Raw genomic sequence first — 23,824 nt, forward strand, 5'->3', positions numbered from 1 at the left:
GCAGTCTTGAGGAGGAGTCACCATGGCGTCGGAATCGGTGGGCGGCACGCAGACCGTCGAACGGGCGATGTCATTGCTCGCATGCTTCACCGAGGAGTCCGGCGAGCTGAGGGTCTCCGAGCTCTGCACCCTCACCGGCCTCGGACAGTCCACCGTCTCGCGCATGATGTCCGCCCTCGACCGGATGAAGTTCGTGGTGCAGGACGCCCGGACCGGGCTCTACCGTCTGGGGCCGGCGGCCGTGTCCCTCGGCACGATCGCCCTCAACGGGTCGCCGATCTTCCGCGCGTCGCGCCAGATCGCCCAGAACCTCGCCCGGAAGATCGAGATCGGCGTGAACGTCGCCGAGCTCAGCGGCTTCACCTTCACCTACCTCTGCAACTTCGAGGGTGCGCTGGCGCCGAAGTCGTTCGCGATGGCCGGCCGCACCGGCCCCCTGCACGCCACCGGCCTCGGCAAGGCGCTGCTCTCCGGCATGACCGACGAGCAGGTGGACGAGTACTTCGCCCAGACGCCCCAGCGCTTCACCCCGCACACGATCGTCGACCGTGACGCCATGCAGCTCGCCCTCGACGAGACGCGCAGCCGCGGCTACGCGACCGAGATCGAGGAGCTCGCGTTCGGTCGCGCGTGCATCGCCGTCCCGATCCGCAACCGCGCCGGTGAGATCGTCGCCGGGATCTCGGCGAGCGGCCCGCTATCGGTGCTCGACCTGCACGCGCCGCACCAGGAGCTCGCCCTGCAACTGATCGAGGCCGCCGACGAGATCTCCGTCGCCCTCGGATACAGCCCGTCCCGCACCGCCTCCGCCTTCGCGGCGCTCTGACCACCCGGCCGCCCCGCGGCCCCGAAGCCCCGCCCGCGGCGTGCGCCGCCGGTTCGCCGACCATCGATGTCTTTGGAGACCCCTGTGAAGATCACGCGCGTCCAGACCTTCCCCCTCTACCTCTCGAAGGAGGATGCGAACAACTCCTACGCGGGCGACACCGCCGTGGAGCACCGCGGCTACGTGATCCGACCCCCGTGGCGGAGCCTGTACGCTCCCGGCTACGAGACCCTGCTCGTGAAGATCGAGACCGATGAGGGTCTCGTCGGCTGGGGCGAGGCACTGGCGCCCGTCGCCCCCGTCGTGGCCGCGGCGATCGTGGACAACCTGCTCACCCCGCTGATCGTCGGCGAGGACCCGCGCTCGGTGCGCACGCTCTGGCACCGCATGACGGAGTCGATGCGGGAGCGGGGGCACCTGACCGGTCACCAGGCCGACGCGATGGCGGCGGTCGACATCGCGCTCTGGGACCTGTGGGGCCACGCCACCGGCCTCTCCGTCTCCGAGCTCGCCGGCGGTCGCTTCCACGAGGTGCTGCCGACGTACGTCTCCGGGATCCGCGGCGTCGACGACGTCGAGCGTGCCGAGAAGGCGGCCGAGCTCGTCGAGGGCGGTGTGCGCCGCATCAAGCTGCACCTCGGCATCGACATCCGCTCCGACCTCGCGACGTACGACGCGATCCGCGCGGTGCACCCCGATCTCGACGTCGCGCTCGACGCCCACTGGACCTACCAGCTCGGCGAGGCACGCGCGCTCGGTCAGGAGCTGGACGACCGGCGGGCCTGGTTCTTCGAGGCGCCGCTCGCGCCGGAGGATGTGGAGGGCCACCGCGACCTCGCCCGCTCGCTCGCCACCCCCATCGCGATCGGCGAGGCGATGCGCAGCCGCTTCGAGTTCACGGACTGGCTCACGCGCCGGGCCGTCGGCCTCACGCAGCCCGACATCGGCCGCACCGGTATCACCGAGGGGCTCGCGATCGCGGCCGTCGCCGACGCCTTCCACGTGCAGGTCGCCCCGCACCACTCGGCCGCCTTCGGCATCGCGATGGCCGCCGGCGTGCACGTGGCCGCGAGCGCCGCGTCGCTGCTCGCCTTCGAGTACCAGCCGTTCACCCTGCCGGTCGCCAACCGCCTCCTGACGACGCCGCTCGAGGTGCGGGCGGACGGTGGCTTCGTCGTCCCGACCGGCCCCGGGCTCGGCGTCACCGTCGACGAGGATGCGATCAAGGAGTACGTACGGCACTGAGCGCGTGCGGCACTGAGTACGTGCGGCACTGAGCTCGAATCGCGCACATGGTTCCATCCAGAGGCTGGATGGAAGCATTTGCGCGATTCGAACCGGGGTGGGGGGTCAGTCCCCGACGCGGACGAACTGGGCGGCGCTGACGCGGTGGATGCTGGTGTTGCGCACCTCGAGCCGCACCGTGCCCACAGCATCGGCTCCGTAGCGGAACGTGCCGAGCGACCGCCACGCCGCCGCTCCCTGCGTCTGGTCCACGATCACCTCGGAGCTGCCGCCCTGATGCTCGACCACGTAGGCCGCCGAGGTGGTCGTCGTGGAGTTCGTCGGATACCAGACCGAGACGCGGTACAGGCCGGCCTGCGGCAGATTCGCATTCCACGTGACGGTGCTGCCCACCGAGTCCGAGTCGCTGTAGCGGGTGCGGGTGCCGTTCCAGCCTGACAGACCGCTCGGGTACCAGTTCCCGGATTCCAGATAACCGGGCCATGGTGACTGGGTGTGGGTGATCGCGCCCTCGTCGGCGACGCGCACGAGCACGCCGCGGCGCAGCGTCTGGTCGAGCCGCGCCTCGAACCTCGTCGAGGTGCCCGGTGCGATGCCGGATCCGGCCGTCACCGTCCAGGTGTGGGTCAGATCGGACCTCGGCGGTACCGTGATGGTCGAGCTCTGCTGCCCGACGCTCCACCCGGTGAGCCCGTACAGCGCGAGGGTGCCCTGCAGCGGCGTCACACCGGTGTTGATGACGAGTGCGGTGAGCTTCGCGACCGCGCCCGGCCCGCTGACGATCTCGACGTCGGATGTCAGCGACACCAGCCGTCGCCGGTCGATCACCTCGATCGCCGCGGCGCGCAGGGGCACCGGGTCCTCCCCCGCGATCGACAGCTTCGCCGTGACCTCGACCTCACCGAGCGGCGCCGCCGCCGCGATCACGACCGCGGCCTCCACCCGTGCCGATCCCTCCGCAGCGACGGTGATCGACGGCACCGCACCCTCGAGCTGCCAGCCCGAGGGCACGGCGACGGCGAGGTCACCCGTGATCGGATCATCTGTCGCGTTGCGCACCTCGATGATCAGCGGGACCCGATCGCCCGCGGTCCCGGTCGCCTGCGCGATGACGTCGCCCACGATGCCGGGGTTGGCACCACTGATCCGCGCGGGCAGGCGCAGGGTGACCTCCGGGGTCGTGGTGCCGCCCGTGGTGATCGTGTACCGGAACGTCTTGGTGAGATCGTCCACGGGGATCGTCCACTCGAACGGATACGCCTTCTGAGGCGCCTGCTCCACCGGGTTCGAGCCGATCCGGTACGACAGCGTGGCCTGCTGCTCGGTGTCGATCTGCACGTACGCGTCATAGCCCTGCCCATCGGGGCGGACGAGGAGCATGCCGCGCGCGACGCCGTACTCGGTGGCCGGGTCCGAATCGACCTCGTGGAAGCTGTCCCGCCCATGGTCGGCGATGTCGTCGGACGGCAGCCCTGGCCGCTGCACCGAGACGTTCCGCAGGACGAGCGCCAGCAGCCCGCGTGCAGGCACCGTGACGGTGATCCTGCCGGCGTGAAGCGACGAGGTCGTGCGGCTGCCGTTCGCCGCGACCACTTCGACGGCGCACGAGGAGCCGCGGGACAGGCCGGTCAGGTCGTTGGCGACGTCGACCACGACCTGCTGGGCATCGCCCGCGGAGTTGGTGAGGCTGATGTACAGCGCATCGTTGCCGACGCCGCCGATCCAGTTGATCAGCGGATTGCCGACCGAGATCAACCCCGCGGGCAGATACGGCCAGACACCGGTCTCGCCGAAGAAGCTCCCCGGTGCGTGGCCGTAGGCGAAGAACTTGAAGTACGCGAAGTCGGCCTCGAACACGTGCGGGAACTCGATGGCGCCGCCGCTGCGGTAGAAGCTCTCGCTGATCAGGTAGTCCATCGCGAGACCGAGCTGCGCGGGCGCATGGTGGAAGTAGTACCCGGTGATGCCCACCGGGCCGCTCTTCGCGAAGCCCGGCTTCATGTGCGCGACCTGGAACTGACGCCCGTAGTAACCGGGATAGGTCGTGAACCGGCCGATCACCATGTTGTGCGCGATGTCGGCGAGCAGCTCGTCGCCCGTGTGATGCGCGAGCCGCAGCAGGGCTCCTGCCCAGCACGGGTTGAACACGTAGCCGCCGCCGGGGTTCGCGAGCGCGCTGACACCGAGCTTGAACGACGACAGCGCCTCGAACGTGAGACCGGACGGCGAGACGTACCAGGCGGGCACCGTCTCGGTGGGGACGTTCGTGGTCGGGTACGAGGGCAGCGAGGAGCGGGACTCCCAGTCGTACTGCTGCTTGATCACGGATCCGACGGGCACCGTCACCGTCGTGTCCGGCACCGGCCGGACTGCGGTCTGCGTGATGAAACGCTGCACTTCGCGATACGCGCCGTCCAGGAATTCGGTCTCACCCGTGGCCTCGAACATCTCGAGCAGGTCGACCCAGTACTTGGAGAAGCTGTAGGCGAAGCCGCCGGGCGGCTGACCATTGGACCGGTACGGCGTGAGGATCTGCTCCTGCGCATAGCGCCGGGCGATGAGGGTCGCCTCCGCCAGATAGGCCGGATCACCGGTCACCCGGTACGTCGCCAGCGCGTTCGAGAACGGCGCCCTGCTCTGCCCGACCACTCCAGACTTGGTCGCCTGCACCGCGAGTCGCTGGATGCCGGCATTGCGGCCGTGCGTGAGCTGGTACAGCGACGCGAGGTTCACCGCATCCGTGGCGATCCGCCCGATCCGGTACTGCGTGGTGTCGTTGTACACCGGGCTCCCGATCACGGGAGAGTGCCCGATTCCCTTGCGCGAGAGCTGGTACTCGACCAGCGGCCGCGCGCGACGGTCGTAGAGCGTGCTGTCGGTCGTGCCGGTCAGGTAGTGCGCCGCGAGCACGACGCCGCTGGCCGCCGCGCGGACGGCATCCTCGTTCTCGACGTCGACGAAGCCCTTGGCCCGGTTCCACCAGCCCGAGTACGACGGGATGTAGTCGATCGAGTCGTCACCGTCCGGCTCGACCGCGATCAGGGCCGTCATCGCGTGCACGGCATCCGTCAGCGACCTGTCGTAGACGTTCCGTCGATAGGCCGTCAGGCCGTACTCGTTCCGGCACAGCTGCGTGTAGGTGCCGTACAGGCTGTCGGCGCGGGCGGCGACGCCGAACGCGAAGCCGCGCTGCTCGCCGACCGCCATGGCCGTGCGCAGGCCCGGTTGCGGCGAGTACATCGACGGCACGATGTCGAGGCTGTCGTTGCGCAGGCTCATCCCGTATGGCTGCCGGTCGGACATGAGCTGCCGCTCGTGCACGAACTCGGCGACCTCGGCGGGAAGGTACACGCCGGACGTCACGGCGACGCCGCCGATCGCGTACTGCGTCAGAGCCATCGGCGCGAAGAGCTCCCAGGCCCCCAGAGGGGCCGACCCGTCGAGCACCGAGAGCGCGTGCTGGTACGAACCGCAGAGCACTTCGTCGAGGTCGTCCAGCGAGCGTGTGTCCTGGCTCTGATAGCCCACGATGTAGTCGCCGGCGGTCTTGGCCGTCAGCACGTGGTGTGCTTCCGGAGCCGCCCCCTCCAGTCGCCAGCGCACGACCAGCTCGATGTCGTCGGTGCTCGTGGTCAGCTCGATCGCCTGCGGGCCGAGCACCTGGAACGATGTGAAGCCGAGCCAGCTCGGCGTCAGCGGACCGTAGAGCTCGGGCGCGCTTCCGGCCGGGAGCGACCCCTCCAGCACGAGCCACTGCTCGTCGAAACGGTGAGCCGGGTCGGTGACCGGCAGCCAGCCACCGTTGTGCGCGACCTCGAGATCTCGAACGATGGTCGCCCCGCCGTCCCAGGTCGCCTGGAAGAACGTCATCCTGTGGTTCTGCCCGACCAGCTGCGCGATCCGGTCGAAGGCCAGATTCGGCTTATCGAGGCGACGGAGCGCATCGGCGTACGCGCCGCCCACCGTGGTCACCTCTGTCGCGGCCGCAGATCCGCCGTTCGCGTGCGAGCCGAGCACCGGAGGAAGCACCCCGGCGATCACGAGCATGCGCAGCACGGATCGGCGGCTCCACAGAAGAGAATTGTCTTCGGCCCCATTGCCAGAAATTGAATCCATGATGCACATACTGCAATCCGTATGCGATCATGTCAATGGATCCGCCTCGCCGGTCGCCGACGCGCCATCCGTCGCGGCGCCGGTAACGTCGAGCCGGCGGACACACATCAGGAAGGGACGCACGCGGTGAGCCAGGATCCTCACGAGGAGATGACGGAATACCCGCTGAGCGCGCTGCTGACTCCGCGCTCCGCCCCGGACGAGCCCGCCGACTTCGACGACTTCTGGCGGTCCACCTTCCGGGAGTTCGGCGCCGGACCGGTGGAGTGGGAGCGCACGCGCGAGCTGGAGCCGACCGCGACCCACCGCGTCACCGAGATCCGCTTCTCCTCGTCCGCCGGCGAGCGGGCCGCCGCGTACGTGATGGTGCCGCAGGATGCCGACGACGTGCGGCGCGGCGTCGTGGTCGGACACGGCTACGGCGGGCGCACCGGCCCCGATCCGGACCGCGTCCCGGCCGACACCGCCGCGATCCTGCCCTGCGCCCCGGGCACGCACCCCGGCACCGCGAGCCGCTTCCCCGCTGCTCCCGACGAGCACGTCCTCGCCGGGATCGCGCACCGGGACACGTACTCGCACCGCTTCGCCGTGGCGGACGTCTGGCGTGCGGCGACGGTCCTGCTCGAGATCGCTCCCGCCGTGTCCGGAGCCCTCGACTTCCACGGCGGGAGCTTCGGCGGCGGCATCGGCGCGATGGCCCTCCCCTGGGATGACCGGTTCCGTCGGGCGGCCCTGGACGTGCCGAGCTTCGGGAACCACGATGTGCGCCTCACCCGGCGAGGAACCGGCAGCGGCGAGGCCGTTCGACGGCACCTGCGATCGCACCCCGAGGCGCGCCCTGTGCTCGACTACTACGACGCGGCGATCGCGGCGCGGCGCCTGCGTCTTCCCGTGCAGGTGAGCGCGGCGGTGCTCGACCCCGCGGTCGACCCGCGGGGCCAGTTCGCGGTGTACCACGCGCTGTCCGGCCCACGGCGGCTCGGCGTGCGCGCCAACGGTCACCTCTCCGGGGCGATCGGCGAGCAGGCGGACCGGCTGGCGCTGCAGGAGGGCCTGGACTTCCTCGCGCTCCCCGACGAGCGCCTCGACGAGCGCCTCGAGTGAGCACGCTCCCAGACAACGCATAGCGATCTCCATAGAAATCACATAGGAGATTCCGCAGAATAGGGACATGACCAGCGACCTGCCCGAAATGCACCGTCCCGACGGCTCCCCTCTGCGCATCCTCGCCGTCGACGACGAGCAGATGCTGACCGACCTGCTCGCGATGGCGCTGCGCATGGAGGGCTGGGAGGTGCGCACCGCCTCCTCGGGCATGGAGGCGCTCCAGGTCGCGCGCGAGTTCGAGCCGGATGCGCTCGTGCTCGATATCATGATGCCCGACCTGGACGGCATGTCGGTGCTCAAGCGGCTCCGCGAGTCCGGCAACCTCGTCCCGGTGCTCTTCCTCACGGCCAAGGACGCCGTGGGCGACCGCGTCGCCGGGCTCACCGCCGGCGGAGACGACTACGTCACCAAGCCGTTCAGCCTGGAAGAGGTGATCGCGCGTCTGCGGGCGATCATCCGCCGCACCGGCCACGCGACCGCCGACGACGGACAGTCGATCCTCCGCGTCGCCGACCTCACCCTCAACGAGGACAGCCACGAGGTGGTCCGCGACGGCACCGAGATCGACCTCACGGCCACGGAGTTCGAACTGCTGCGCTACCTGATGCGCAACGAGCGCCGGGTGCTGTCGAAGGCGCAGATCCTCGACCGGGTCTGGAGCTACGACTTCGGCGGCAAGTCGTCCGTCGTCGAGCTGTACATCTCGTACCTGCGCAAGAAGATCGACGCGGGACGCACGCCGCTGCTGCACACCGTCCGCGGCGTCGGCTACATGATCAAGGCCCCGCAGTGACCCCTGCGGCGATGACCAGACGGCCCATGAGCCTGCAGACACGGCTGATGACCGCCGTGATCGGGTTCGTGTCGCTGATCCTCGTCATCGTCGCCGTGATCACCAGCGCCACGCTGGGCAAGACGATGGAGGACCAGCTCGACCAGAAGCTGGCCACCAACGCGCATCTGGTGCAGCGGTGGGCGGAGGCGACGGATGCGCCCGAGGCGACGGCACCCAACGTCCTGGCCGGGCACACCGTGCCGGCGGCGGGGCTGCTGGTCGCCGTGGTCAGTCCGCTCACCGGAGCCAGCGGCGTGATCGTGAAGAACTCGGCGCAGGACGAGTTCACCGGCACTCTGCAGACGCTCGACCGGAAGCAGATGACCGAGATCGGCATGGCACTGGCGGGAACCACCGTGGCCACGGTCTCGATCAGCGATCTCGGCTCCTACCGGCTCATGGCGCTGCCCGCGGCGGGAGGCATCGTCGTCGTCACCGGCCTGCCCCGCGACGACATCCAGAATCAGCTCACGCAGCTGCTCACCGTGATCGCCCTCGCGACCATCGGCGGCCTGATCCTGCTGGCGCTGACCACCGCGATCACGATCCGGGTGGGCCTGCGCCCGCTGCGCGCGGTCGCCACGACGGCGACCCGGGTGGCGAATCAGCAGCTCGACCGCGGCGAGGTCAGCATCACCGAGCGCGTGCCGGCCTCGGAGGCCGATCCGCGCACCGAGACCGGGCTCGTCGGGGCCTCCCTGAACAAGCTCCTCGACCACGTGAACACCTCGCTGGCGTCGAGGCAGAAGAACGAGGAGCGGATGCGCCGCTTCGTCGCGGACGCCAGCCATGAGCTGCGCACCCCGCTCGCGTCCATCCGCGGCTACTCGGAGCTGTCGTTGCGCGCGCTGCGTCAGACCGAGGCACCGGCCGAGCACCCGGAGGTCGTCGAGAGCACGACCTCCTCGCTGGAGCGCATCCAGGCGCAATCGCTGCGGATGACCCGGCTCGTCGAGGATCTGCTGCTGCTCGCGCGTCTCGACGAGGGCCGCGAGCTGGTCTACGGAACGGTCGACCTCACGCAGCTGGCTCTGGAAGGGCTCTCGGACGCCCGCCCCACGGCGGCGGACCACCACTGGACCATCGAGGTCCCCGACGAGCCCGTCACCGTGGTGGGCGACGCCGGCCGGCTCCACCAGGTCGTCGGGAACCTGCTCGCGAACGCCCGCACGCACACCCCCGCAGGCACCACGATCACGCTCACCGTCTCACGCGAGGGGGACGAGGCGGTGCTGCGCGTCCACGACGACGGTCCCGGCATCGACCCCGCGATCCGCGACGAGCTCTTCGCGCGCTTCGCCCGCGGCGACAGCTCACGCGCCCGGCAGACGGGCGGCACGGGTCTCGGCCTCGCGATCGCCAAGGCCATCGTCGAGGGGCACCACGGCTTCATCACCGTGAGCAGCGAACCCGGCGACACGACCTTCACGGTGCGCATCCCGGTCAACCCCGCCGCTACCGTCGCCGACACCGAAGCCTGACCCGCGGAACACGACCGACCACCGAGGCCCGACCCGCGGAACACGACCACCGAGGCCTGACCCGCGGAACAGTACCCGGCGAGGCCTGACCCGCGGATCAGTACCCGGCGAAGGCGTCGGTCGTGAGGCTGCGGGCCTTCTGCAGGGCCGGCGCGAGGTCGGCGATCAGCCGGGGCGGCCCCGAGATGAACGCGTGCCGCGCGGAGAGGTCGGCGACGGTGCGCTCCAGGGTCTCCGCGTCCAGGCGGGCGCCCTGCGCCCAGCTCCAGTGCGGGGGCAGGTCGGTCGGCTCGTCGCGCGTGAACACGACCGTGCGCACGCCGGTGGCGGCCAGCTCCTCCCGGAAGGCGAGCTCGGACGCGTCGGAGGCGACGTACACGAGCACCACGTCGCGCTGCTGACCCGTCGCCTGCAGCTGACGCAGCTGCGACACGAACGGCGTGACGCCGATGCCCGCCGCCACCATCAGCACCGGCTGGTCGCCTCGGGGCAGGATGAAGTCCCCCCAGGTGCCGGTCACCGCGAACGTCGCGCCGGGCTCGGCCGCAGCCAGGGCGCGCTTGTAGCTGGACGGATGCTTCTGGTCGCCGTTCTTGTAGGCGATCCGCAGCGTCGGCAGGTCGGCCGGAGCGGAGACGATGCTGAACTCCCGCCGGGTGCCGCGGGCGTCGGGCCGGTGATGCGGCACGTCGAGCTCGAGGTACTGACCGGGCAGGAAGCGCACGCGCCCCTTCGCCCGGAAGGTGAGCTCCTGCGCGGTCGGGGTGACGAACTCGCGCCGCTGGAGCACGAGCCGCACCGAACCGCGCAGGGCGAAGGCGAACGCCAGCAGGTTCCCGATCAGCAGCGCGCGCTCCTGTCCGAGCGTGAAGAGCCCGGCGACGGAGATCGGCCATCCGGCCAGGAGGCCCACCACGACGGCCACGGCGACCTGCTGGCGGCGGCGTGGCGGCAGCGTGAGCGGCTCGGACAGCATGAACGCCCCGAGGAACAGGAACGGCGACTGCAGCACCGCGAACTGCAGCGCGGTCAGCACGTCGAAGCCGATGTCGAACTCGGCCGCCTGCACCGCCTGCCGCACCACCGAGGTGGCGACAGCGACGAGCAGGAACACCAGCACGACCCGCACCTTCTCGGTGCGCCACAGCACCGCGAGGCCGAGGACAGCCACGGGGATCGTGAGCACGGGCGTGCCGACCCACCACGAGGAGGAGGTGCCCAGCCACTCGAACGCGCCGAACGCCCCGAGGATCGAGACCACCGCGGCGCCGAACGCCGCGGGGTTGAAGATGTGGCGACCGCGCCAGGCGATGAGGTACTTCGAGACGCTCGCCACCGCTCCCGCCAGCGCGAGGCCGAGGAGGGCGCCGAGCTCGACGCCCGGCCGCAGGACGAACAGCAGGATGAGCGCGGTGACGAGCGAGGACTCGATGCGCCACGGGAGCCGCAGGATGCGCTGCGCCACCGCGTCGACGGCCGAGATCACGATCGCGAGCACCAGGAACGACGCCACGAGCTCGAGCGGGGTCGGCGACACGATCACGCCGAACAGCGACAGCGCGAATGCGATCACGGCGAGGGCGATGAGCGCGAAGAGCACGAGACGGTACATCGACAGGGAGCCGAGCACCGCGAGGACCCGTTGGCGTGCGGCGGCGAATGACGTGATCACGGTCTCCACTCTTCCCTAATCCTGCGCTGGACGGCGCGTGTCGCCACCGGCGAGGAACAACTCCGCCGGGCACCCGGGCGAGCGCTGCACGCGCCCGTCCGTGCTCATGCGGACCCATTCCACACCCCAGGCGTCGGCGAGTTCGGGGCCGCCGTCGAAGAACAGCGCGGTCGCCACGGCATCGGCCGTCATCGCGTCCGGAGCGAGCGCCCAGGTGGCCGCCCACGTACGGACGGGCTGTCCGGTGCAGGCGTCGAGCACGTGATGCAGTCCGCTCCCCCAGGCCCGACGGTTGATCGCCGACGCGCACAGCGCCTGGTCCTGCACCTCGACCACGCCGATCGCCTTCCGCGCGTCGTACGGGTGCTCGAGGCCGATGCGCACAGCCGCGCCGCGCACGCGGATGTCGCCACCGGCATCCACCACGAGGTCGCCGGGCACGCGCTCCAGGACGCGCATCACGAGGTCGACCAGGCGGCCCTTGCCCAGGGCTCCGACGTCGAGGAGCGCGGGGACGGATGCGGTGACCTCACCGGCCGTCCAGGGCACCTGCCGCTCCCAGCCGTCCGGCGCGCGCACCGGATCTCCGGCGACGAGCGAATACTCCGCGTCGTAGCCGAGCGCGTCGAGGCTGTCGGCCACCAGCGGGTTCACGGCACCGGCGGTCGCCGCGGAGAGCTCCCGATACGCGTCGAGCATCGGACGGGCGTCGGCGGAGGCGAAGGCACCGCCCTCGCGCCCGAGGCGACGGACCTCGGAGTCCTGCCGGAACCGCGACCACTCCCGATCGAACCGCTCGATCTCGGCGGAGACCGCCGCACGAGCGGTGTCGGTCAACTCCTGCGCCGACTCGATCTCCCAGTGCGTTCCGATCGCCTCGAAGCGCCAGCTCGCCATGCCGCGCCAGGCGCCTAGGCGGCCGCCTGCTCCTTGATGGACTGCACGGCGTCGTTGAAGCCGCCGCTGGTGAGCGAGGAGCCCGCGACGCGGCTGACGTTCAGGTCGTCGACGGCCACGCCCACGACCTCATCGGCGATGCCGTCGATGAACTGGCCCTGGTACTGCTTGCTCTCGGGGGCCTGGGGGTCGCCCGTGACCTCGACGTCGGTCACGACGCCGTCGGCGAGGGTGAGCGTGACCGAGATCTGCTCGACGGTCTCGGGCGTCTGGTACGAGCCCTCGGCGGTGTAGGTGCCGTCGGTGTACGCGCCCGTCGAGTCGCCACCGGACGAGGAGGACGATCCGGAGTCCGCCGTGGCGCCGCCGTCGGCCGGAGACTCGGCGTCGGCGTTGCCGGAGCAGCCGGCGAGGACGAAGAGTCCCGCGATCCCGAGGATCGCGGATCCCTTGCGGACAGAGGTCGGTACGGTCGTGCGGATCATGATGCGGTCCTCCCGGCTCGGTGTCGGTCGACTCCGGTGGTCGACCATTCGACCGTAAGCACCACGGCTATGCGCGGGCTGTGCCGTGACGATGCGTTACGCGTCGCCGCCGAACATGCTCGTGACGGATCCGTCCTCGAAGACCTCGTGGATGGCGCGTGCGAGCAGGGGGGCGATCGGGAGGATCGTCAGGTTGTCCCAGCGACGCGATTCCGTGAGCGGGATCGTGTCGGTGATGACGACCTCGTCGATGGACGAGTCCTGCAGCCGATCGGATGCCGGGTCGCTGAAGATCGCGTGGGTGGCCGCGACGATGACGCGGTGGGCACCCGCGGCCTTGAGCGCCTGCGCGGCCTTGACGATCGTGCCGCCGGTGTCGATCATGTCGTCGACGAGGAGGCAGGTGCGGCCCTCGACCGTGCCGACGATCTCGTGCACGGAGACCTGGTTGGCGACCTTCGGGTCACGACGCTTGTGGATGATCGCGAGCGGGGCGCCCAGGCTGTCCGACCAGGTGTCGGCGACGCGCACGCGGCCCATGTCGGGCGAGACGACCGTGAGGATCTCGCGGTCGGCGGGCGAGAGGGTGCGCTCGAAGTAGTCCAGCAGCACCGGCTTCGCGAACAGGTGGTCGACGGGACCGTCGAAGAAGCCCTGGATCTGCGCGGCGTGCAGGTCGACGCTCATGACACGGTCGGCACCGGCGGTCTTGAGGAGGTCGGCGACGAGGCGGGCGCTGATCGGCTCGCGACCGCGGCCCTTCTTGTCCTGACGCGAATACGGATAGTACGGGGCGACGACGGTGATGCGCTTGGCCGATGCGCGCTTCGCGGCGTCGATCATGATGAGCGTCTCCATGAGCCACTCGTTGACCGGCTCGCCGAAGGTCTGGATCAGGAACAGGTCCACTCCGCGGATCGACACCTCGAAGCGGGCGTAGATCTCACCCGAGGCGAACGTGCGGTGCTCGACCGGCGCGATCTCGGTGCCGAGGGCCTCGGCGACCGCTGCGGTGAGTGCCGGATGCGAGCGACCACCGGCGACGACGAGCCGCTTCTTGGTCTTGGCGATGATCCCGGGGGCCACGCCGTTGTCGCGATCCAGATCGACCGTCTTCTTCTTGCGCGCCATGTCCGCCTATTCCGCCGAATTCTCGCGGGACGCAGCATCCGCCGCGCCCGTCCCTGCTCTGTTCTTCTCGACCCAGCCCTCGATGTTGCGCTGGGGGGCGACGCTCATGGCCAGAGCGCCGGCGGGGACGTCCTTGCGGACGACGGCGCCTGCACCGGTCTTCGCACCGGCTCCCAGCCTAACGGGCGCGACGAGCACCGTGTGCGACCCGGTGTGCACCTCGTCGCCGATCTCGGTGCGGTGCTTGTTCACGTCGTCGTAGTTGGCCGTGATGGTGCTCGCACCGAGGTTGACGCCGCGGCCGATCGTCGCGTCGCCCACGTACGAGAGGTGCGGGACCTTGCTGCCTTCGCCGATCTCGGCGTTCTTCGTCTCGACGTAGGCGCCGATCTTGCCCTGGGCGCCCAGGACCGTGCCGGCGCGGAGGTAGGAGAACGGACCGACCGTGGCCCCGGCGCCGATCACGGCGAGGGTCGCATCGGTGCGACGGACCACGGCGTCCTCGCCGACCTCGCAGTCGACCAGCGTCGTGTCGGGGCCGATGATCGCTCCGGGGGCGACGACGGTGGCGCGCAGGATCTGCGTGTTCGGCAGGAGCGTGACGTCGGGCGCGAGCTTCGCGTCGTCGTCGATCCAGGTGGTCGCCGGGTCGATGACGGTGACGCCCTCGAGCTGCCAGCGACGGACGATGCGCTGGTTGAGCAGTCGGCCGACCTCGGCCAGCTGCGCGCGGTCGTTGACGCCGAAGGTCACCGAGATGTCGGAGACGACGGACGCCGCCACCCGGTCGCCGTCGCGACGGAGCAGGCCGGGCACGTCGGTCAGGTACATCTCGCCCTGCGCGTTGTCGACGCCGACCCGGGGCAGGTAGGCCCGAAGCGTCGCGGCGCGGAACACGTACATGCCGGCGTTGATCTCGCGGACGGCCGCCTCCTCGGCGCTCGCGTCCTTCTGCTCGACGATGCGGTCGACACCGCCGTCGGCGTCGCGCACGACGCGCCCGTAGCCCGTCGGGTCGTCGACCAGCGCGGTCATCAGCGTGGCCGGCGCTCCCGAGGCGCGGTGCTCCGCGAGGAAGGCGGACAGGGTGTCGACGTCGGCCAGCGGGCAGTCGCCGGAGAGGACGAGCACGTCGCCGTCGAAGTCGTCGGGAAGAGCCTCGACCGCCACCTGCACGGCACGCCCGGTGCCGGGGACGTCGTCCTGATCGACGAACACCGCGTCGGGGTAGTCCTCGGCGAGCGCCGCGACGACCTGGTCGCGCTCGTGCCGCACGACCACCTCGACGTGCGCGGCCTGCAGCCGCCCCGCCGTGGTGAGCACGTGGCCCACCAGCGGACGCCCGCCGATCGGATGCAGCACCTTCGGCAGGCGCGACTTCATGCGGGTGCCCTGGCCTGCAGCGAGGACGATGATGGCGAGATTGTTCCCAGTCATGCTCCGCCGCCAGGACTCGAACCTAGACCTCACAGCTCCAAAGGCTGTCGTGCTGCCATTACACCACGGCGGACCGCGACGCCCGAGGGCACCGCGGGGACAAGTCTGCCATGATCCGGCCGGTGTTCCGGTGTGTGCGGATGACGCGTGCTCGCGCCGTCATCCGTCGGAAACACGGCTCTGCGATGCTGACGCCATGAGCATCGTGATCGACCGGGTCGAGTCCGCCACCCCGGAGCTCGCCTCCTTCCTGCAGGCCCATCATGCGGAGATGGAGCACACCGCGCCGGCGGAGAGCCGCCACGCCCTCATGCTCGAGCGCCTGCTGACGCCGCGCGTGCGTCTGTTCGCCGGCCACCTCGACGGGAGCCCCGTCGCCACCGGTGCCCTCGCGACGGTCGAGGACGGGCACGAGGAGCTCAAGTCGATGCGGACGGATCCGGCCGTGCGCGGCCGCGGGCTGGGGAGGTCGATGCTGGCGTTCCTCCTCGCGGACGCCCGGGCGCGCGGCATCCGCCGGGTCTCGCTCGAGACCGGCAGCGCGGAGTTCTTCGTCCCGGCCCGCGCGATGTACGCGGCGGCGGGCTTCGTCGAGTGCGGCCCGTTCGGCGGCTACCTCCCCGACCCGCACAGCACGTTCATGACGCTCGACCTGCTCGCGGTGTCCGGCACCCCGGCCCCGCGCACGCGATAATGGGCGGATGAGCGAGGCTGATGAGGTCGACCGGATCGTCGGCGCATGGAACACCCAGCGTCCCGACCTCGACTTCTCCCCCCTCGAGGTGCTGTCGCGGATGGACCGGCTCTCGCGGCATCTCGATCGCGCCCGTCGCGACGTCTTCCGCCGCAGCGACCTGGAGCACTGGGAGTGGGACGTGCTCTCCGCGCTGCGCCGGGCGGGCGCACCGTTCCAGCTCTCCCCCAAGCAGCTGCTGCAGCAGACGCTGGTCTCCAGCGGCACCATGACCAACCGGATCGACCGGCTCGTCGGCCGCCGCTTCGTGCGCCGCGAGGCCGATCCCGGCGACGGACGCAGCGTGCTGGTGACGCTCACGGATGACGGCCGCATCCGCGTGGACGCGGCGATCACGCGCCTCGTCGACGTGGAGGCCGATCTGCTGCAGGCCCTCTCCCGTTCGGACCGCGATCGCCTCGCCGGGCTCCTGCGCAAGCTGAGCCTGAGCTTCGACGCCTGAGCTTCGACGCGTGAACTTCGACGCCTGACGTCGTGCCCCTCAGCCCGCGGGTTCGAGGAGCAGTCTGCGATTCTTCTCCGGGACTCCCGCCGGCAGGCCCGCGACGATCTCGGCGACCGTGACGCCGGCGAGGGATTCGCGCCAGGCCTCGTGCGCGCGCCGCATGACAGCGGCCAGTGCGCACGGCCGCGTGCAGTCCTCCGGGCGGGCTGCTCCGCGCCCCTGCTGACGCAGCTCCCGGCACACGTACGGGTCGGCGGCGCCGTCGACGGCGGTCACCAGGTCGAGGATGCTGATCCGCTCCGGGCCCGAGGCCAGCCGGAACCCGCCGCGCGGCCCGGTGCTCCCGGTGAGGATGCCCGCGCGCACGAGCTTGGCGAGCTGCTTGGAGAGATACGGGCCGGGAACCCCGAAGTGCTCCGCGAGCTGCGCGCCGGAGACGGTCGATCCCGCAGGGAGCTGGGCGATCACGGCGACCGTGTGCAGCACCCACTCGGAGGTCTCCGGAAGTTTCATTTGCCCAGCTTACCGCCCGGACTCTATTGTGGACACGTAATATCCATGATTAAGGAGTGAGCATGCGCATCGCAGTGGCTGGTGGTACGGGACGGATCGGGCGTCTGGTCGTGGCGGAGCTGGAGCGGACCGGCCAGGAGGCGGTCTCGCTGAGTCGCGGCGAGGGGGTCGATCTCCTCACCGGTGTCGGACTCCGCCAGCGCCTGGAGGGGGCGGATGCCGTGATCGACGCCACGAACCCTCCGGTCGCCGACATCGCGGAGGCCGAGCATGCCTTCGCCACGATCACCCGCAACCTCCTCACCGCAGAGACCGAGGCCGGAGTCGGGCACCACGTCGCGCTGTCGATCGCCGCGCTCGACGCCGTCGCCGGAAACCCGCACTACTACGGCAAGCGGGCGCAGGAGCGCGAGGTCACCGCGGGGACGGTGCCCTTCACGATCGTGCGGGCCACCCAGTTCCACGACTTCCCGGCGATGATCGCCGAGTGGACGGTCGTCGACGGCGAGGCGATCGTGCCGCCGCTGCTGATGCAGCCCATCGCCCCGGCCGACGTCGCCGCCGCGCTGGTGGCCACGGCCGTGGGGACCCCGCTCTCCGGGTCCTTCGACATCGCGGGCCCGCGCACCGAGGACGCGGTCGACATGGCCCGACGCACCCTCGCCGTCCGCGGCCGCGACCTTCCCCTGCGGGCGGCATGGCGCGATGCCGCGCTGGGCGTGGAGTTCGCCGGCGAGGTGCTCATCCCCGGACCGGACGCCCGGCTCGCACCGACCTCGTTCGACGACTGGCTCGCGGCCGGAGCGCGCTGACAGCCGCTCCCTGGAAGGAGCCGGGGTGGCGGGTCGCCTAGGGTGGGAACATCCCGCTCGCGACCCGCGACCCTGCTCCCCGGAGGCCGACTGATGGGCATGCCCTCTCCCCTCCCGATGCGCGACGGCGTGGGAGCCACTCGCCTGCACGTGCCCCTCACCGGCCCGTGGCCGACCGTGTCGGCGTACATGGTCGAGCGCTTCTTCCACCTGGACCCCGAGCGACTGCTCACGCGGTTCGACCTCGGCGACATCGTGACGGCCGCCGGCGCGCCCGTCCCCCGCGACGCTCCGCTCGGGAGCGTGGAGTTCGTCTGGTACTACCGCGAGCCCGCGGTCGAGACGCGGATCCCGTTCGAGATCGAGATCCTGCACCAGGACGACCATCTCGTGGTCGTCGACAAGCCGCACTTCCTGCCGACGACCCCGGGCGGCAAGTTCCTGCAGAACTCGGCGCTGGTGCGACTGCGCAACCTGCTCGACAATCCCGACCTCGCGCCGATCCACCGCCTGGATCGCGCGACCGCGGGGCTGCTGATGTTCTCGTCGCGCCCCGCCACCCGCGGCGCGTACCAGCTGCTGTTCGAGAACCGCGAGGTGCAGAAGGTGTACGAGGCGGTGTCCGCCCTCCCTCGACACGGCGACCTCCCCGCCTTCCCGCTCGTGTACCGCAATCGGATAGACAAGCCCCGCGGCCAGCTGCGCGTGGAGGTCGACGACACCAGGGAGCCGAACGCCGAGACCCTCGTCGAGCTGATCGGCAGCGACGACCGCGTGGTGCACACGCTGCTGCGGCCGCACAGCGGCAAGATGCACCAGCTGCGCGTGCACCTCGCCGCGCTCGGCATCGGCATCCTGAACGACCGGTTCTACCCCGACCTGCTCGACGACCTGCCGGACGACTTCGACCGCCCGCTGCAGCTGCTCGCGCGGGAGCTGCGTTTCGCGGACCCGCTCAGCGGGAAGGACCGCGTGTTCACCACCCGGCGCACCCTCCAGGATGCGCCGGCCGGCGGGACTCCCGTCAGCGGCGCATGACCTTGCGTGCGAGGCGCGTGCCGAGCATCTGCACGAAGTGCACGAACACCACGATCAGGACGATCGCCGTCCACATCACGACCGGCTCGAACTGCCGGAATCCGTAGACCTGGGCGAAGGCGCCGAGACCGCCGCCGCCGATGAGCCCGGCCATCGCCGTCATGTCGATGAGCGCCACGACGATGAAGGTGTAGCCGAGGATCAGCGGCCCCAGGGATTCGGGGATCGCGACCGTGAAGAGGATGCGCCACGGGCCCGCACCCATCGCGCGCGCCGCCTCGATCACGCCGGACGGGACCGAGACGAGGTGCTGTTCGACGATGCGGCCGATCGCGAAGGCTGCCGCGATACCGATGATGAACGCCCCGGCCGTCGTGCCGATGCCGATGCCCACCACGAGGCGTGCGAACGGCTGGGCCACCGCCACGAAGAGCACGAACGGGATCGGGCGGAAGAAGTTCACCCCGAGGTTCGCGATGAACGCGACGGTCCTGTTCTCCAGGAGCCCACCGGGGCGGGTGACGTAGAGGATGACACCGATCGCGAGTCCCAGCACACCGCCGAGGACGAACGCGAACGTCGTCATGTACAGGGTCTCGAGCGCGGCCTTCAGCAGTTCCGGCCACAGCTGGATCAGACGGTCCATCAGCGGGCCTCCTCTCCGGCGATCTCGGTCACTTCGACGCGTCGCGCGATGTCGGCGAGCGTGCGGTCGATGGCCGCGCTCTCGCCGCGGATCGCGAGGGTGAGGTGCCCGAACGCGCGCCCGCGGATGTCGTTGATGCCGCCGAAGACGAGCTCGAAGTCGAGACCGGCGCCGGCGAGGTCGAGGAACACCTGCGCCTGCGAGGAGTCGCCGTCCCGGAACGAGAACGTGACCAGCCGCCCCCGGTGGCGCTCGCGGAGCACGGCCAGCTCGGCAGGCGAGGGGATCCCCTTCACGACCGTGCCGACGAAGCGCTGCGAGGCGGGATTCTGCGGCGCGGAGAAGACGTCGAACACGTCGCCCCTCTCGATGACGCGGCCGTTCTCCATCACGGCGACCTTGGTCGCGATCGTCTGGATGACATCCATCTCGTGCGTGATGACGACGATCGTGACGCCCTGCTCCCGGTTGACCCGCTTGAGCAGATCGAGCACCTCGTGCGTCGTCTGCGGATCGAGCGCGCTCGTCGCCTCGTCGGCCAGCAGGATCGCGGGGCCGGTGGCGAGTGCTCGGGCGATGCCGACGCGCTGCTTCTGCCCGCCGGACAGCTGCTCCGGATAGGCCGTCGCCTTGTCGGACAGGCCGACGAAGCTGAGCAGCTCGGCGACCCGCTCCTCGATGTCGGGCTTGGACCAGCCGGCGAGCTTGAGGGGGTAGGCGATGTTCGCCTTGACGCTTCGGGACGAGAACAGGTTGAACTGCTGGAAGATCATCCCGATGCCGCCGCGCACCCGACGCAGCTCGCTCTCCTTGAGCGCGGTGATGTCGACACCGTCGACGGTGATCGTGCCGCTCGTCGCGGGCTCCAGGGCGTTGATCAGCCGCACGAGCGTGGACTTGCCCGCGCCGGAGTATCCGATGATCCCGAAGACGTCGCCCTTCTCGATCGAGAGGGTGACGTCGTCGACGGCCACGATCTCGGACTCGTCGCCGTTGCGGGAGGGGTAGGTCTTGGAGACGTTCGTCAGGGTGACGATCGGCATGTGCTGCTCCGGTCTGCTTCGGGAACGAAGAATCGGGTGACGCGTTTTCGCGCCACCCGATTCTCCCTCATCGGACGGGGTGGAATCCCCCGCGTCCTACTTGTTCGCGTCGGCGTCCTTCTGGACCTTCGCGAGGGAGGAGACCAGATCCTCCACCGGCGTCTGCAGCGCCACGGCGGTGCCGCCGGACGACTCCAGCAGGCCCTTCTGGACGGCCTCGTTGGTCTGGAAGATCTCGACGAGCTTGAGGTACGTCTCGTTGTCCGCGTCTTCCGCGCGGGCGGCGAAGATGTTGACGTACGGCAGCGCGCTGGCGTCTTCGGGGTCGTCCTGAGCGATCGCATCCTCGAACGTGAGGCCGGCGTCCTGCACGAAATCGTTGTTGATGATCGCGGCGGCGACATCGGGCAGCGAGGTCGGGATCAGCGCCGCCTCCAGCGCGGTGACCTTGACCTTCGACTTCTCGGTGTCGACGTCGGCGAGGTCGGAGTACGGCGTGCCGCCGCTCTTCAGCTCGACCAGACCGGCCTGCTGAAGGACGTTGAGGGCACGGGCCTGGTTCGAGGCATCGTCCGGGACGGCGACGCTCTCCCCCTTGGGGATGCTGTCGACGTCGTCGTACTTCGTCGAGTACAGACCCAGCGGGTAGATCGCGGTGGAGCCGATCGGCGTGAGGTCGGAGCCCGAGGCGTTGTTGTACTCGGCGAGGTACACGATGTGCTGGAACTGGTTCAGGTCGATCTCGCCCTCGGTGAGCGCGGGGTTCGGCTGCTCGTAGGAGCCGAAGTCGACCAGCTCGACCGTGATGCCCTCGTCGGCTGCGGCCTCGACGAAGGCCGGCCACTGGGCGTCGCCCTTGCCGACGACGCCGATCTTGACGACCTCGTCCTCGGTCGAGCCCTCGCTGCCGGAGCCGGCGTTCGAGGATGCCGTGGCGCAGCCCGTGAGCGCGACGAAGAGCGGGACCGCGACAAGCGCGGCGAGGAGGGAAGTGGTGCGGCGTGACATGTGAAGGGGTTCCTCTCTTGGGGGACTCGAATACGTTAGGCAGGCTCGACCGCGCGCGCGGAATCGTCGTGTCACACGACGTCACAGCCGAGCGGCGGTCCGCTCAGTCGAACTCTTCGATCCCCTGCAGGCGCACCTGCTCCAGGTCGAGGCGGGCGGAGATGCGACGCACGACGATGTCGTCCACCGTGCCGGCTCCGCGCAGCCCCAACAGCACCTCGCGCTTGCGGTCGATGAGGGCGAGCTTGAGCCGCGTGTGCTCCTCATGCCGGATGAGGGGCGACCGCTGCGCGAGGTCGACATCGGTCGAGGTGGCGATGATCTGCAGGACCGAGCCGTCGATCGCATCCGTCTCCGCGATCCGCTCTGCGCCTCCGCTCGGCGCCGGATCGACCTCGGAGCCATCGGTCCCGGCGGTGCCCGCGCTCAGCGGATCCGGTTCGCCGAGCATCTCGTCGAGCGCGTCGGCCTCCGCGTCGACGAGCGCCTGCTCGCGCGCCAGCGATCGTGCGTTCGCGAACTCCAGCATCTGGTAGCCCTCGGAGCGCACGCGGTCGCGGACCTCCTGTCCGATCCCGTGCTCGGCGGCGAGGTCGTCCAGCGCCGCGAGCGCCGCACCGGAGATCGCGCGCTCCGCGAGCTCGTACTCCTCGTCCTCGACATGATCGGCCGGGAACCGCGCCCAGCGCACGATGGCCGGCAGCAGCATGCCCTGCACGAGCAGGCTCAGCATGATGACGCCCGCGGTGACGAAAACGATCTCGTCGCGCCCGTTGATCTCTCCGCCCTCGGTGATGGTCGTGGGGACGGAGAGCGCGATCGCGAGGGACACCGCGCCGCGCATCCCGGCGACGGTCGACACGGCGCGGGCGCGGGCTCGTGCGCCCGGCGCCGGCCGCGGACCGGTCTGGCGCTGGAACGGCACGTTGAGCAACTGGAACAGGTAGCGCACGACCAGCAGGGTCGCCCAGACCGAGAGCGTGATGAGCACCAGACGCCCGATCGCCGCCGCCGAGATCTCGTGCACGACGTACTGCACCTCGAGGCCGATCAGCACGAACAGGGCGCCGTTGAGCAGGAAGACGCCGAACGGCCAGGCCGCATCCGCCTGCCTCCGGGAGGACGCGGTCGTCACCCGAGGGGACACGTACGCCACGATGAGTCCGGCCACGACGACCGCGAGCACACCGGACGCGTGCACCATCTCGGCGACGAGGAACGCCGTGAACGGGATCAGCAGCAGCGCGACGTTGATCACGATCGTCGAGGAGGTGCGACGCAGCAGCAGGTAGCCGAGCGCCGCGATGACGACACCGGCCGCGATGCCGCCCACGTAGGAGATCAGCACATCGAGCGTGACCGACAGCGGGGTGATCTGGCCGCCGAGCGCGAGCGACACGGCGATGGCGTAGAGCACCAGGGCGGTGCCGTCGTTCGTCAGACTCTCGGCCTTGAGCTTCATGAACATGCGGCGCGGCAGCAGGCGGCCGAGGGCGGCCACAGCTGTGGCGTCCGGCGGGGCGACGGCCGCACCGAGGATGAGGGCGATCTCCCACGGCATCCCGAACAGCACGCCGATGCCGGCCACGGCGAACGCCGAGGCGACGACGAGGACCGTGCTCATCGGGAGGATGTAGCGGAAATCGCGGCGGATCGAGCGCAGCGACGTCGTCAGGCTCTCCCAGAACAGCATCACCGGGAGGAACAGCAGCAGGACCGTCTCCGGTGGCAGCTGCACCTCGCGCAGCTGCGGCACGAAGCCGAGCAGCAGCCCGAAGACGACGAGCACGAGCGGGAGCGCGAGGCGCACGCGCGGGGCGATCAGGGTTCCGACGAGGATCGTGAGTCCGAGCAGGACGGTTACTTCGAGGCCTTCCATCCTTACCTCCCAACAGCGATGAGAGAAGGATATTCCTCCGTCAGCCGATCTCGTCCGCGGAGTTGGTTCCGGTCATCGCTGGACACACTTTCCCATATGGGTATATGTTGCTTCCATGGCACGAGCAGCGACGACATCGGATGTGTTCAATGCGATCGCCGAGCCTCGGCGTCGGCAGATCCTGACGCTGCTGCGCGACGGCGAGCGACCGGCGACCACACTGTCGGAGGAGTTGGGGTTGTCCCAGCCCGGCACGTCGAAGCATCTTCGCGTGCTCCGAGAAGTGGGCCTGGTCCGGGACCGCAGAGCGGGCAAGCAGCGCCTCTACGCTCTGGACGCCCGGGGCCTGCGATCGGTGCACGAGTGGTCAGGCGGATTCGAGCGGTTCTGGAGCGAGAGCTTCGACCGACTCGACGCGTATGTGCAGGAACTCAAGAACGAGAGGCAGGACTAG

At 70.1% G+C, this 23,824-nt stretch carries 21 protein-coding genes and 1 tRNA gene; 10 read left to right on the plus strand and 12 right to left on the minus strand.

Annotation, left to right across the window (positions count from 1 at the left end; translation table 11 throughout):
- Positions 1 to 22: 22 nt before the first annotated feature.
- Positions 23 to 826: an IclR family transcriptional regulator gene (locus AC07VM_RS00715; protein ID WP_267415295.1), complete on the plus strand. Its 804-nt coding sequence runs from the start codon at positions 23 to 25 to the stop codon at positions 824 to 826.
- 84 nt (positions 827 to 910) lie between these two features.
- On the plus strand, positions 911 to 2,071 hold the full coding sequence (locus tag AC07VM_RS00720; protein WP_494909592.1) for a mandelate racemase/muconate lactonizing enzyme family protein: 1,161 nt from the start codon (positions 911 to 913) through the stop codon (positions 2,069 to 2,071).
- A 105-nt stretch (positions 2,072 to 2,176) separates the two neighbouring features.
- On the opposite strand, the gene AC07VM_RS00725 is transcribed toward AC07VM_RS00720, so the two are convergent.
- Positions 2,177 to 6,118, minus strand: coding sequence for a golvesin C-terminal-like domain-containing protein (locus AC07VM_RS00725; protein ID WP_494910737.1), 3,942 nt, complete (start codon positions 6,116 to 6,118; stop codon positions 2,177 to 2,179).
- Between the two features lie 195 nt (positions 6,119 to 6,313).
- Here AC07VM_RS00725 and AC07VM_RS00730 point away from each other — a divergent pair, with 195 nt between their 5' ends.
- The 3 genes from AC07VM_RS00730 to AC07VM_RS00740 all read left to right on the plus strand — a co-directional run bounded on the left by AC07VM_RS00730 (position 6,314) and on the right by AC07VM_RS00740 (position 9,610).
- A complete protein-coding gene (locus AC07VM_RS00730) occupies positions 6,314 to 7,291 on the plus strand; it encodes an acetylxylan esterase (RefSeq protein ID WP_494909593.1) in 978 nt (325 codons plus the stop codon).
- Positions 7,292 to 7,358: 67 nt separating this feature from the next.
- On the plus strand, positions 7,359 to 8,087 hold the full coding sequence (locus AC07VM_RS00735; RefSeq protein ID WP_324170111.1) for a response regulator transcription factor: 729 nt from the start codon (positions 7,359 to 7,361) through the stop codon (positions 8,085 to 8,087).
- A 26-nt stretch (positions 8,088 to 8,113) separates the two neighbouring features.
- Positions 8,114 to 9,610: a sensor histidine kinase gene (locus AC07VM_RS00740; protein WP_494909594.1), complete on the plus strand. Its 1,497-nt coding sequence runs from the start codon at positions 8,114 to 8,116 to the stop codon at positions 9,608 to 9,610.
- A gap of 97 nt (positions 9,611 to 9,707) precedes the next feature.
- Here the strand turns inward: AC07VM_RS00740 and AC07VM_RS00745 are convergent, their stop codons facing one another.
- From AC07VM_RS00745 to AC07VM_RS00770, 6 genes are all read right to left on the minus strand, one after another.
- Positions 9,708 to 11,282: an FAD-dependent oxidoreductase gene (locus AC07VM_RS00745; protein ID WP_494909595.1), complete on the minus strand. Its 1,575-nt coding sequence runs from the start codon at positions 11,280 to 11,282 to the stop codon at positions 9,708 to 9,710.
- 15 nt (positions 11,283 to 11,297) lie between these two features.
- Positions 11,298 to 12,179, minus strand: a complete 882-nt coding sequence (locus AC07VM_RS00750; protein WP_494909596.1) for an FAD:protein FMN transferase — start codon at positions 12,177 to 12,179, stop codon at positions 11,298 to 11,300.
- A gap of 14 nt (positions 12,180 to 12,193) precedes the next feature.
- On the minus strand, positions 12,194 to 12,664 hold the full coding sequence (locus AC07VM_RS00755) for an FMN-binding protein (protein WP_267415302.1): 471 nt from the start codon (positions 12,662 to 12,664) through the stop codon (positions 12,194 to 12,196).
- Positions 12,665 to 12,760: 96 nt separating this feature from the next.
- Positions 12,761 to 13,795, minus strand: coding sequence for a ribose-phosphate diphosphokinase (locus AC07VM_RS00760; RefSeq protein WP_267415303.1), 1,035 nt, complete (start codon positions 13,793 to 13,795; stop codon positions 12,761 to 12,763).
- Positions 13,796 to 13,801: 6 nt separating this feature from the next.
- Positions 13,802 to 15,232: a bifunctional UDP-N-acetylglucosamine diphosphorylase/glucosamine-1-phosphate N-acetyltransferase GlmU gene (gene glmU, locus AC07VM_RS00765; RefSeq protein ID WP_494909597.1), complete on the minus strand. Its 1,431-nt coding sequence runs from the start codon at positions 15,230 to 15,232 to the stop codon at positions 13,802 to 13,804.
- A 1-nt stretch (position 15,233) separates the two neighbouring features.
- A tRNA-Gln gene (locus tag AC07VM_RS00770) sits at positions 15,234 to 15,305 on the minus strand.
- A 123-nt stretch (positions 15,306 to 15,428) separates the two neighbouring features.
- Between AC07VM_RS00770 and AC07VM_RS00775 the strand changes: the two genes are divergently transcribed.
- Positions 15,429 to 15,926 (plus strand): GNAT family N-acetyltransferase, encoded by a 498-nt coding sequence (locus AC07VM_RS00775; RefSeq protein ID WP_494909598.1) that lies wholly within the window; start codon positions 15,429 to 15,431, stop codon positions 15,924 to 15,926.
- A 7-nt stretch (positions 15,927 to 15,933) separates the two neighbouring features.
- Positions 15,934 to 16,428: a MarR family winged helix-turn-helix transcriptional regulator gene (locus AC07VM_RS00780; RefSeq protein ID WP_267415306.1), complete on the plus strand. Its 495-nt coding sequence runs from the start codon at positions 15,934 to 15,936 to the stop codon at positions 16,426 to 16,428.
- A 39-nt stretch (positions 16,429 to 16,467) separates the two neighbouring features.
- Here AC07VM_RS00780 and AC07VM_RS00785 read toward each other — a convergent pair whose 3' ends face one another.
- Complete coding sequence (locus AC07VM_RS00785) at positions 16,468 to 16,944, minus strand: RrF2 family transcriptional regulator (RefSeq protein ID WP_494909599.1); 477 nt, start codon at positions 16,942 to 16,944, stop codon at positions 16,468 to 16,470.
- A gap of 62 nt (positions 16,945 to 17,006) precedes the next feature.
- Between AC07VM_RS00785 and AC07VM_RS00790 the strand changes: the two genes are divergently transcribed.
- Both AC07VM_RS00790 and AC07VM_RS00795 read left to right on the plus strand, forming a co-directional pair.
- Positions 17,007 to 17,756 (plus strand): SDR family oxidoreductase, encoded by a 750-nt coding sequence (locus AC07VM_RS00790; RefSeq protein WP_494909601.1) that lies wholly within the window; start codon positions 17,007 to 17,009, stop codon positions 17,754 to 17,756.
- A gap of 99 nt (positions 17,757 to 17,855) precedes the next feature.
- Complete coding sequence (locus tag AC07VM_RS00795; RefSeq protein ID WP_494909602.1) at positions 17,856 to 18,794, plus strand: pseudouridine synthase; 939 nt, start codon at positions 17,856 to 17,858, stop codon at positions 18,792 to 18,794.
- Here the strand turns inward: AC07VM_RS00795 and AC07VM_RS00800 are convergent.
- From AC07VM_RS00800 to AC07VM_RS00815, 4 genes are all read right to left on the minus strand, one after another.
- Positions 18,781 to 19,440, minus strand: a complete 660-nt coding sequence (locus AC07VM_RS00800; protein ID WP_267415311.1) for a methionine ABC transporter permease — start codon at positions 19,438 to 19,440, stop codon at positions 18,781 to 18,783. The two genes, AC07VM_RS00795 and AC07VM_RS00800, sit on opposite strands and share 14 nt — an antisense overlap.
- A complete protein-coding gene (locus AC07VM_RS00805; protein ID WP_267415312.1) occupies positions 19,440 to 20,483 on the minus strand; it encodes a methionine ABC transporter ATP-binding protein in 1,044 nt (347 codons plus the stop codon). Before AC07VM_RS00805 ends, AC07VM_RS00800 begins: the two co-directional genes overlap by 1 nt.
- Positions 20,484 to 20,579: 96 nt before the next feature.
- A complete protein-coding gene (locus AC07VM_RS00810; RefSeq protein WP_494909603.1) occupies positions 20,580 to 21,491 on the minus strand; it encodes a MetQ/NlpA family ABC transporter substrate-binding protein in 912 nt (303 codons plus the stop codon).
- Positions 21,492 to 21,594: 103 nt separating this feature from the next.
- Positions 21,595 to 23,370, minus strand: coding sequence for a Na+/H+ antiporter (locus AC07VM_RS00815; protein ID WP_267415314.1), 1,776 nt, complete (start codon positions 23,368 to 23,370; stop codon positions 21,595 to 21,597).
- 115 nt (positions 23,371 to 23,485) lie between these two features.
- Between AC07VM_RS00815 and AC07VM_RS00820 the strand changes: the two genes are divergently transcribed.
- Positions 23,486 to 23,824 (plus strand): ArsR/SmtB family transcription factor, encoded by a 339-nt coding sequence (locus AC07VM_RS00820; protein ID WP_267415315.1) that lies wholly within the window; start codon positions 23,486 to 23,488, stop codon positions 23,822 to 23,824.

The sequence above is a fragment of the Microbacterium sp. GW821-FHT01D02 genome (genome assembly GCF_059422585.1).

What these genes read in the sequence shown, in the direction of transcription:
- AC07VM_RS00735 (WP_324170111.1), top strand. Translation starts at nt 7,359, where the DNA reads ATGACCAGCGACCTGCCCGAAATGCACCGTCCCGACGGCTCCCCTCTG.
- AC07VM_RS00760 (WP_267415303.1), bottom strand. Translation starts at nt 13,795, where the DNA reads ATGGCGCGCAAGAAGAAGACGGTCGATCTGGATCGCGACAACGGCGTG.
- AC07VM_RS00715 (WP_267415295.1), top strand. Translation starts at nt 23, where the DNA reads ATGGCGTCGGAATCGGTGGGCGGCACGCAGACCGTCGAACGGGCGATG.
- AC07VM_RS00750 (WP_494909596.1), bottom strand. Translation starts at nt 12,179, where the DNA reads ATGGCGAGCTGGCGCTTCGAGGCGATCGGAACGCACTGGGAGATCGAG.
- AC07VM_RS00815 (WP_267415314.1), bottom strand. Translation starts at nt 23,370, where the DNA reads ATGGAAGGCCTCGAAGTAACCGTCCTGCTCGGACTCACGATCCTCGTC.
- AC07VM_RS00785 (WP_494909599.1), bottom strand. Translation starts at nt 16,944, where the DNA reads ATGAAACTTCCGGAGACCTCCGAGTGGGTGCTGCACACGGTCGCCGTG.
- AC07VM_RS00740 (WP_494909594.1), top strand. Translation starts at nt 8,114, where the DNA reads ATGAGCCTGCAGACACGGCTGATGACCGCCGTGATCGGGTTCGTGTCG.
- AC07VM_RS00755 (WP_267415302.1), bottom strand. Translation starts at nt 12,664, where the DNA reads ATGATCCGCACGACCGTACCGACCTCTGTCCGCAAGGGATCCGCGATC.
- AC07VM_RS00795 (WP_494909602.1), top strand. Translation starts at nt 17,856, where the DNA reads ATGCCCTCTCCCCTCCCGATGCGCGACGGCGTGGGAGCCACTCGCCTG.
- AC07VM_RS00725 (WP_494910737.1), bottom strand. Translation starts at nt 6,118, where the DNA reads ATGCTCGTGATCGCCGGGGTGCTTCCTCCGGTGCTCGGCTCGCACGCG.
- AC07VM_RS00775 (WP_494909598.1), top strand. Translation starts at nt 15,429, where the DNA reads ATGAGCATCGTGATCGACCGGGTCGAGTCCGCCACCCCGGAGCTCGCC.
- glmU (WP_494909597.1), bottom strand. Translation starts at nt 15,232, where the DNA reads ATGACTGGGAACAATCTCGCCATCATCGTCCTCGCTGCAGGCCAGGGC.
- AC07VM_RS00800 (WP_267415311.1), bottom strand. Translation starts at nt 19,440, where the DNA reads ATGGACCGTCTGATCCAGCTGTGGCCGGAACTGCTGAAGGCCGCGCTC.
- AC07VM_RS00780 (WP_267415306.1), top strand. Translation starts at nt 15,934, where the DNA reads ATGAGCGAGGCTGATGAGGTCGACCGGATCGTCGGCGCATGGAACACC.
- AC07VM_RS00790 (WP_494909601.1), top strand. Translation starts at nt 17,007, where the DNA reads ATGCGCATCGCAGTGGCTGGTGGTACGGGACGGATCGGGCGTCTGGTC.
- AC07VM_RS00810 (WP_494909603.1), bottom strand. Translation starts at nt 21,491, where the DNA reads ATGTCACGCCGCACCACTTCCCTCCTCGCCGCGCTTGTCGCGGTCCCG.
- AC07VM_RS00805 (WP_267415312.1), bottom strand. Translation starts at nt 20,483, where the DNA reads ATGCCGATCGTCACCCTGACGAACGTCTCCAAGACCTACCCCTCCCGC.
- AC07VM_RS00820 (WP_267415315.1), top strand. Translation starts at nt 23,486, where the DNA reads ATGGCACGAGCAGCGACGACATCGGATGTGTTCAATGCGATCGCCGAG.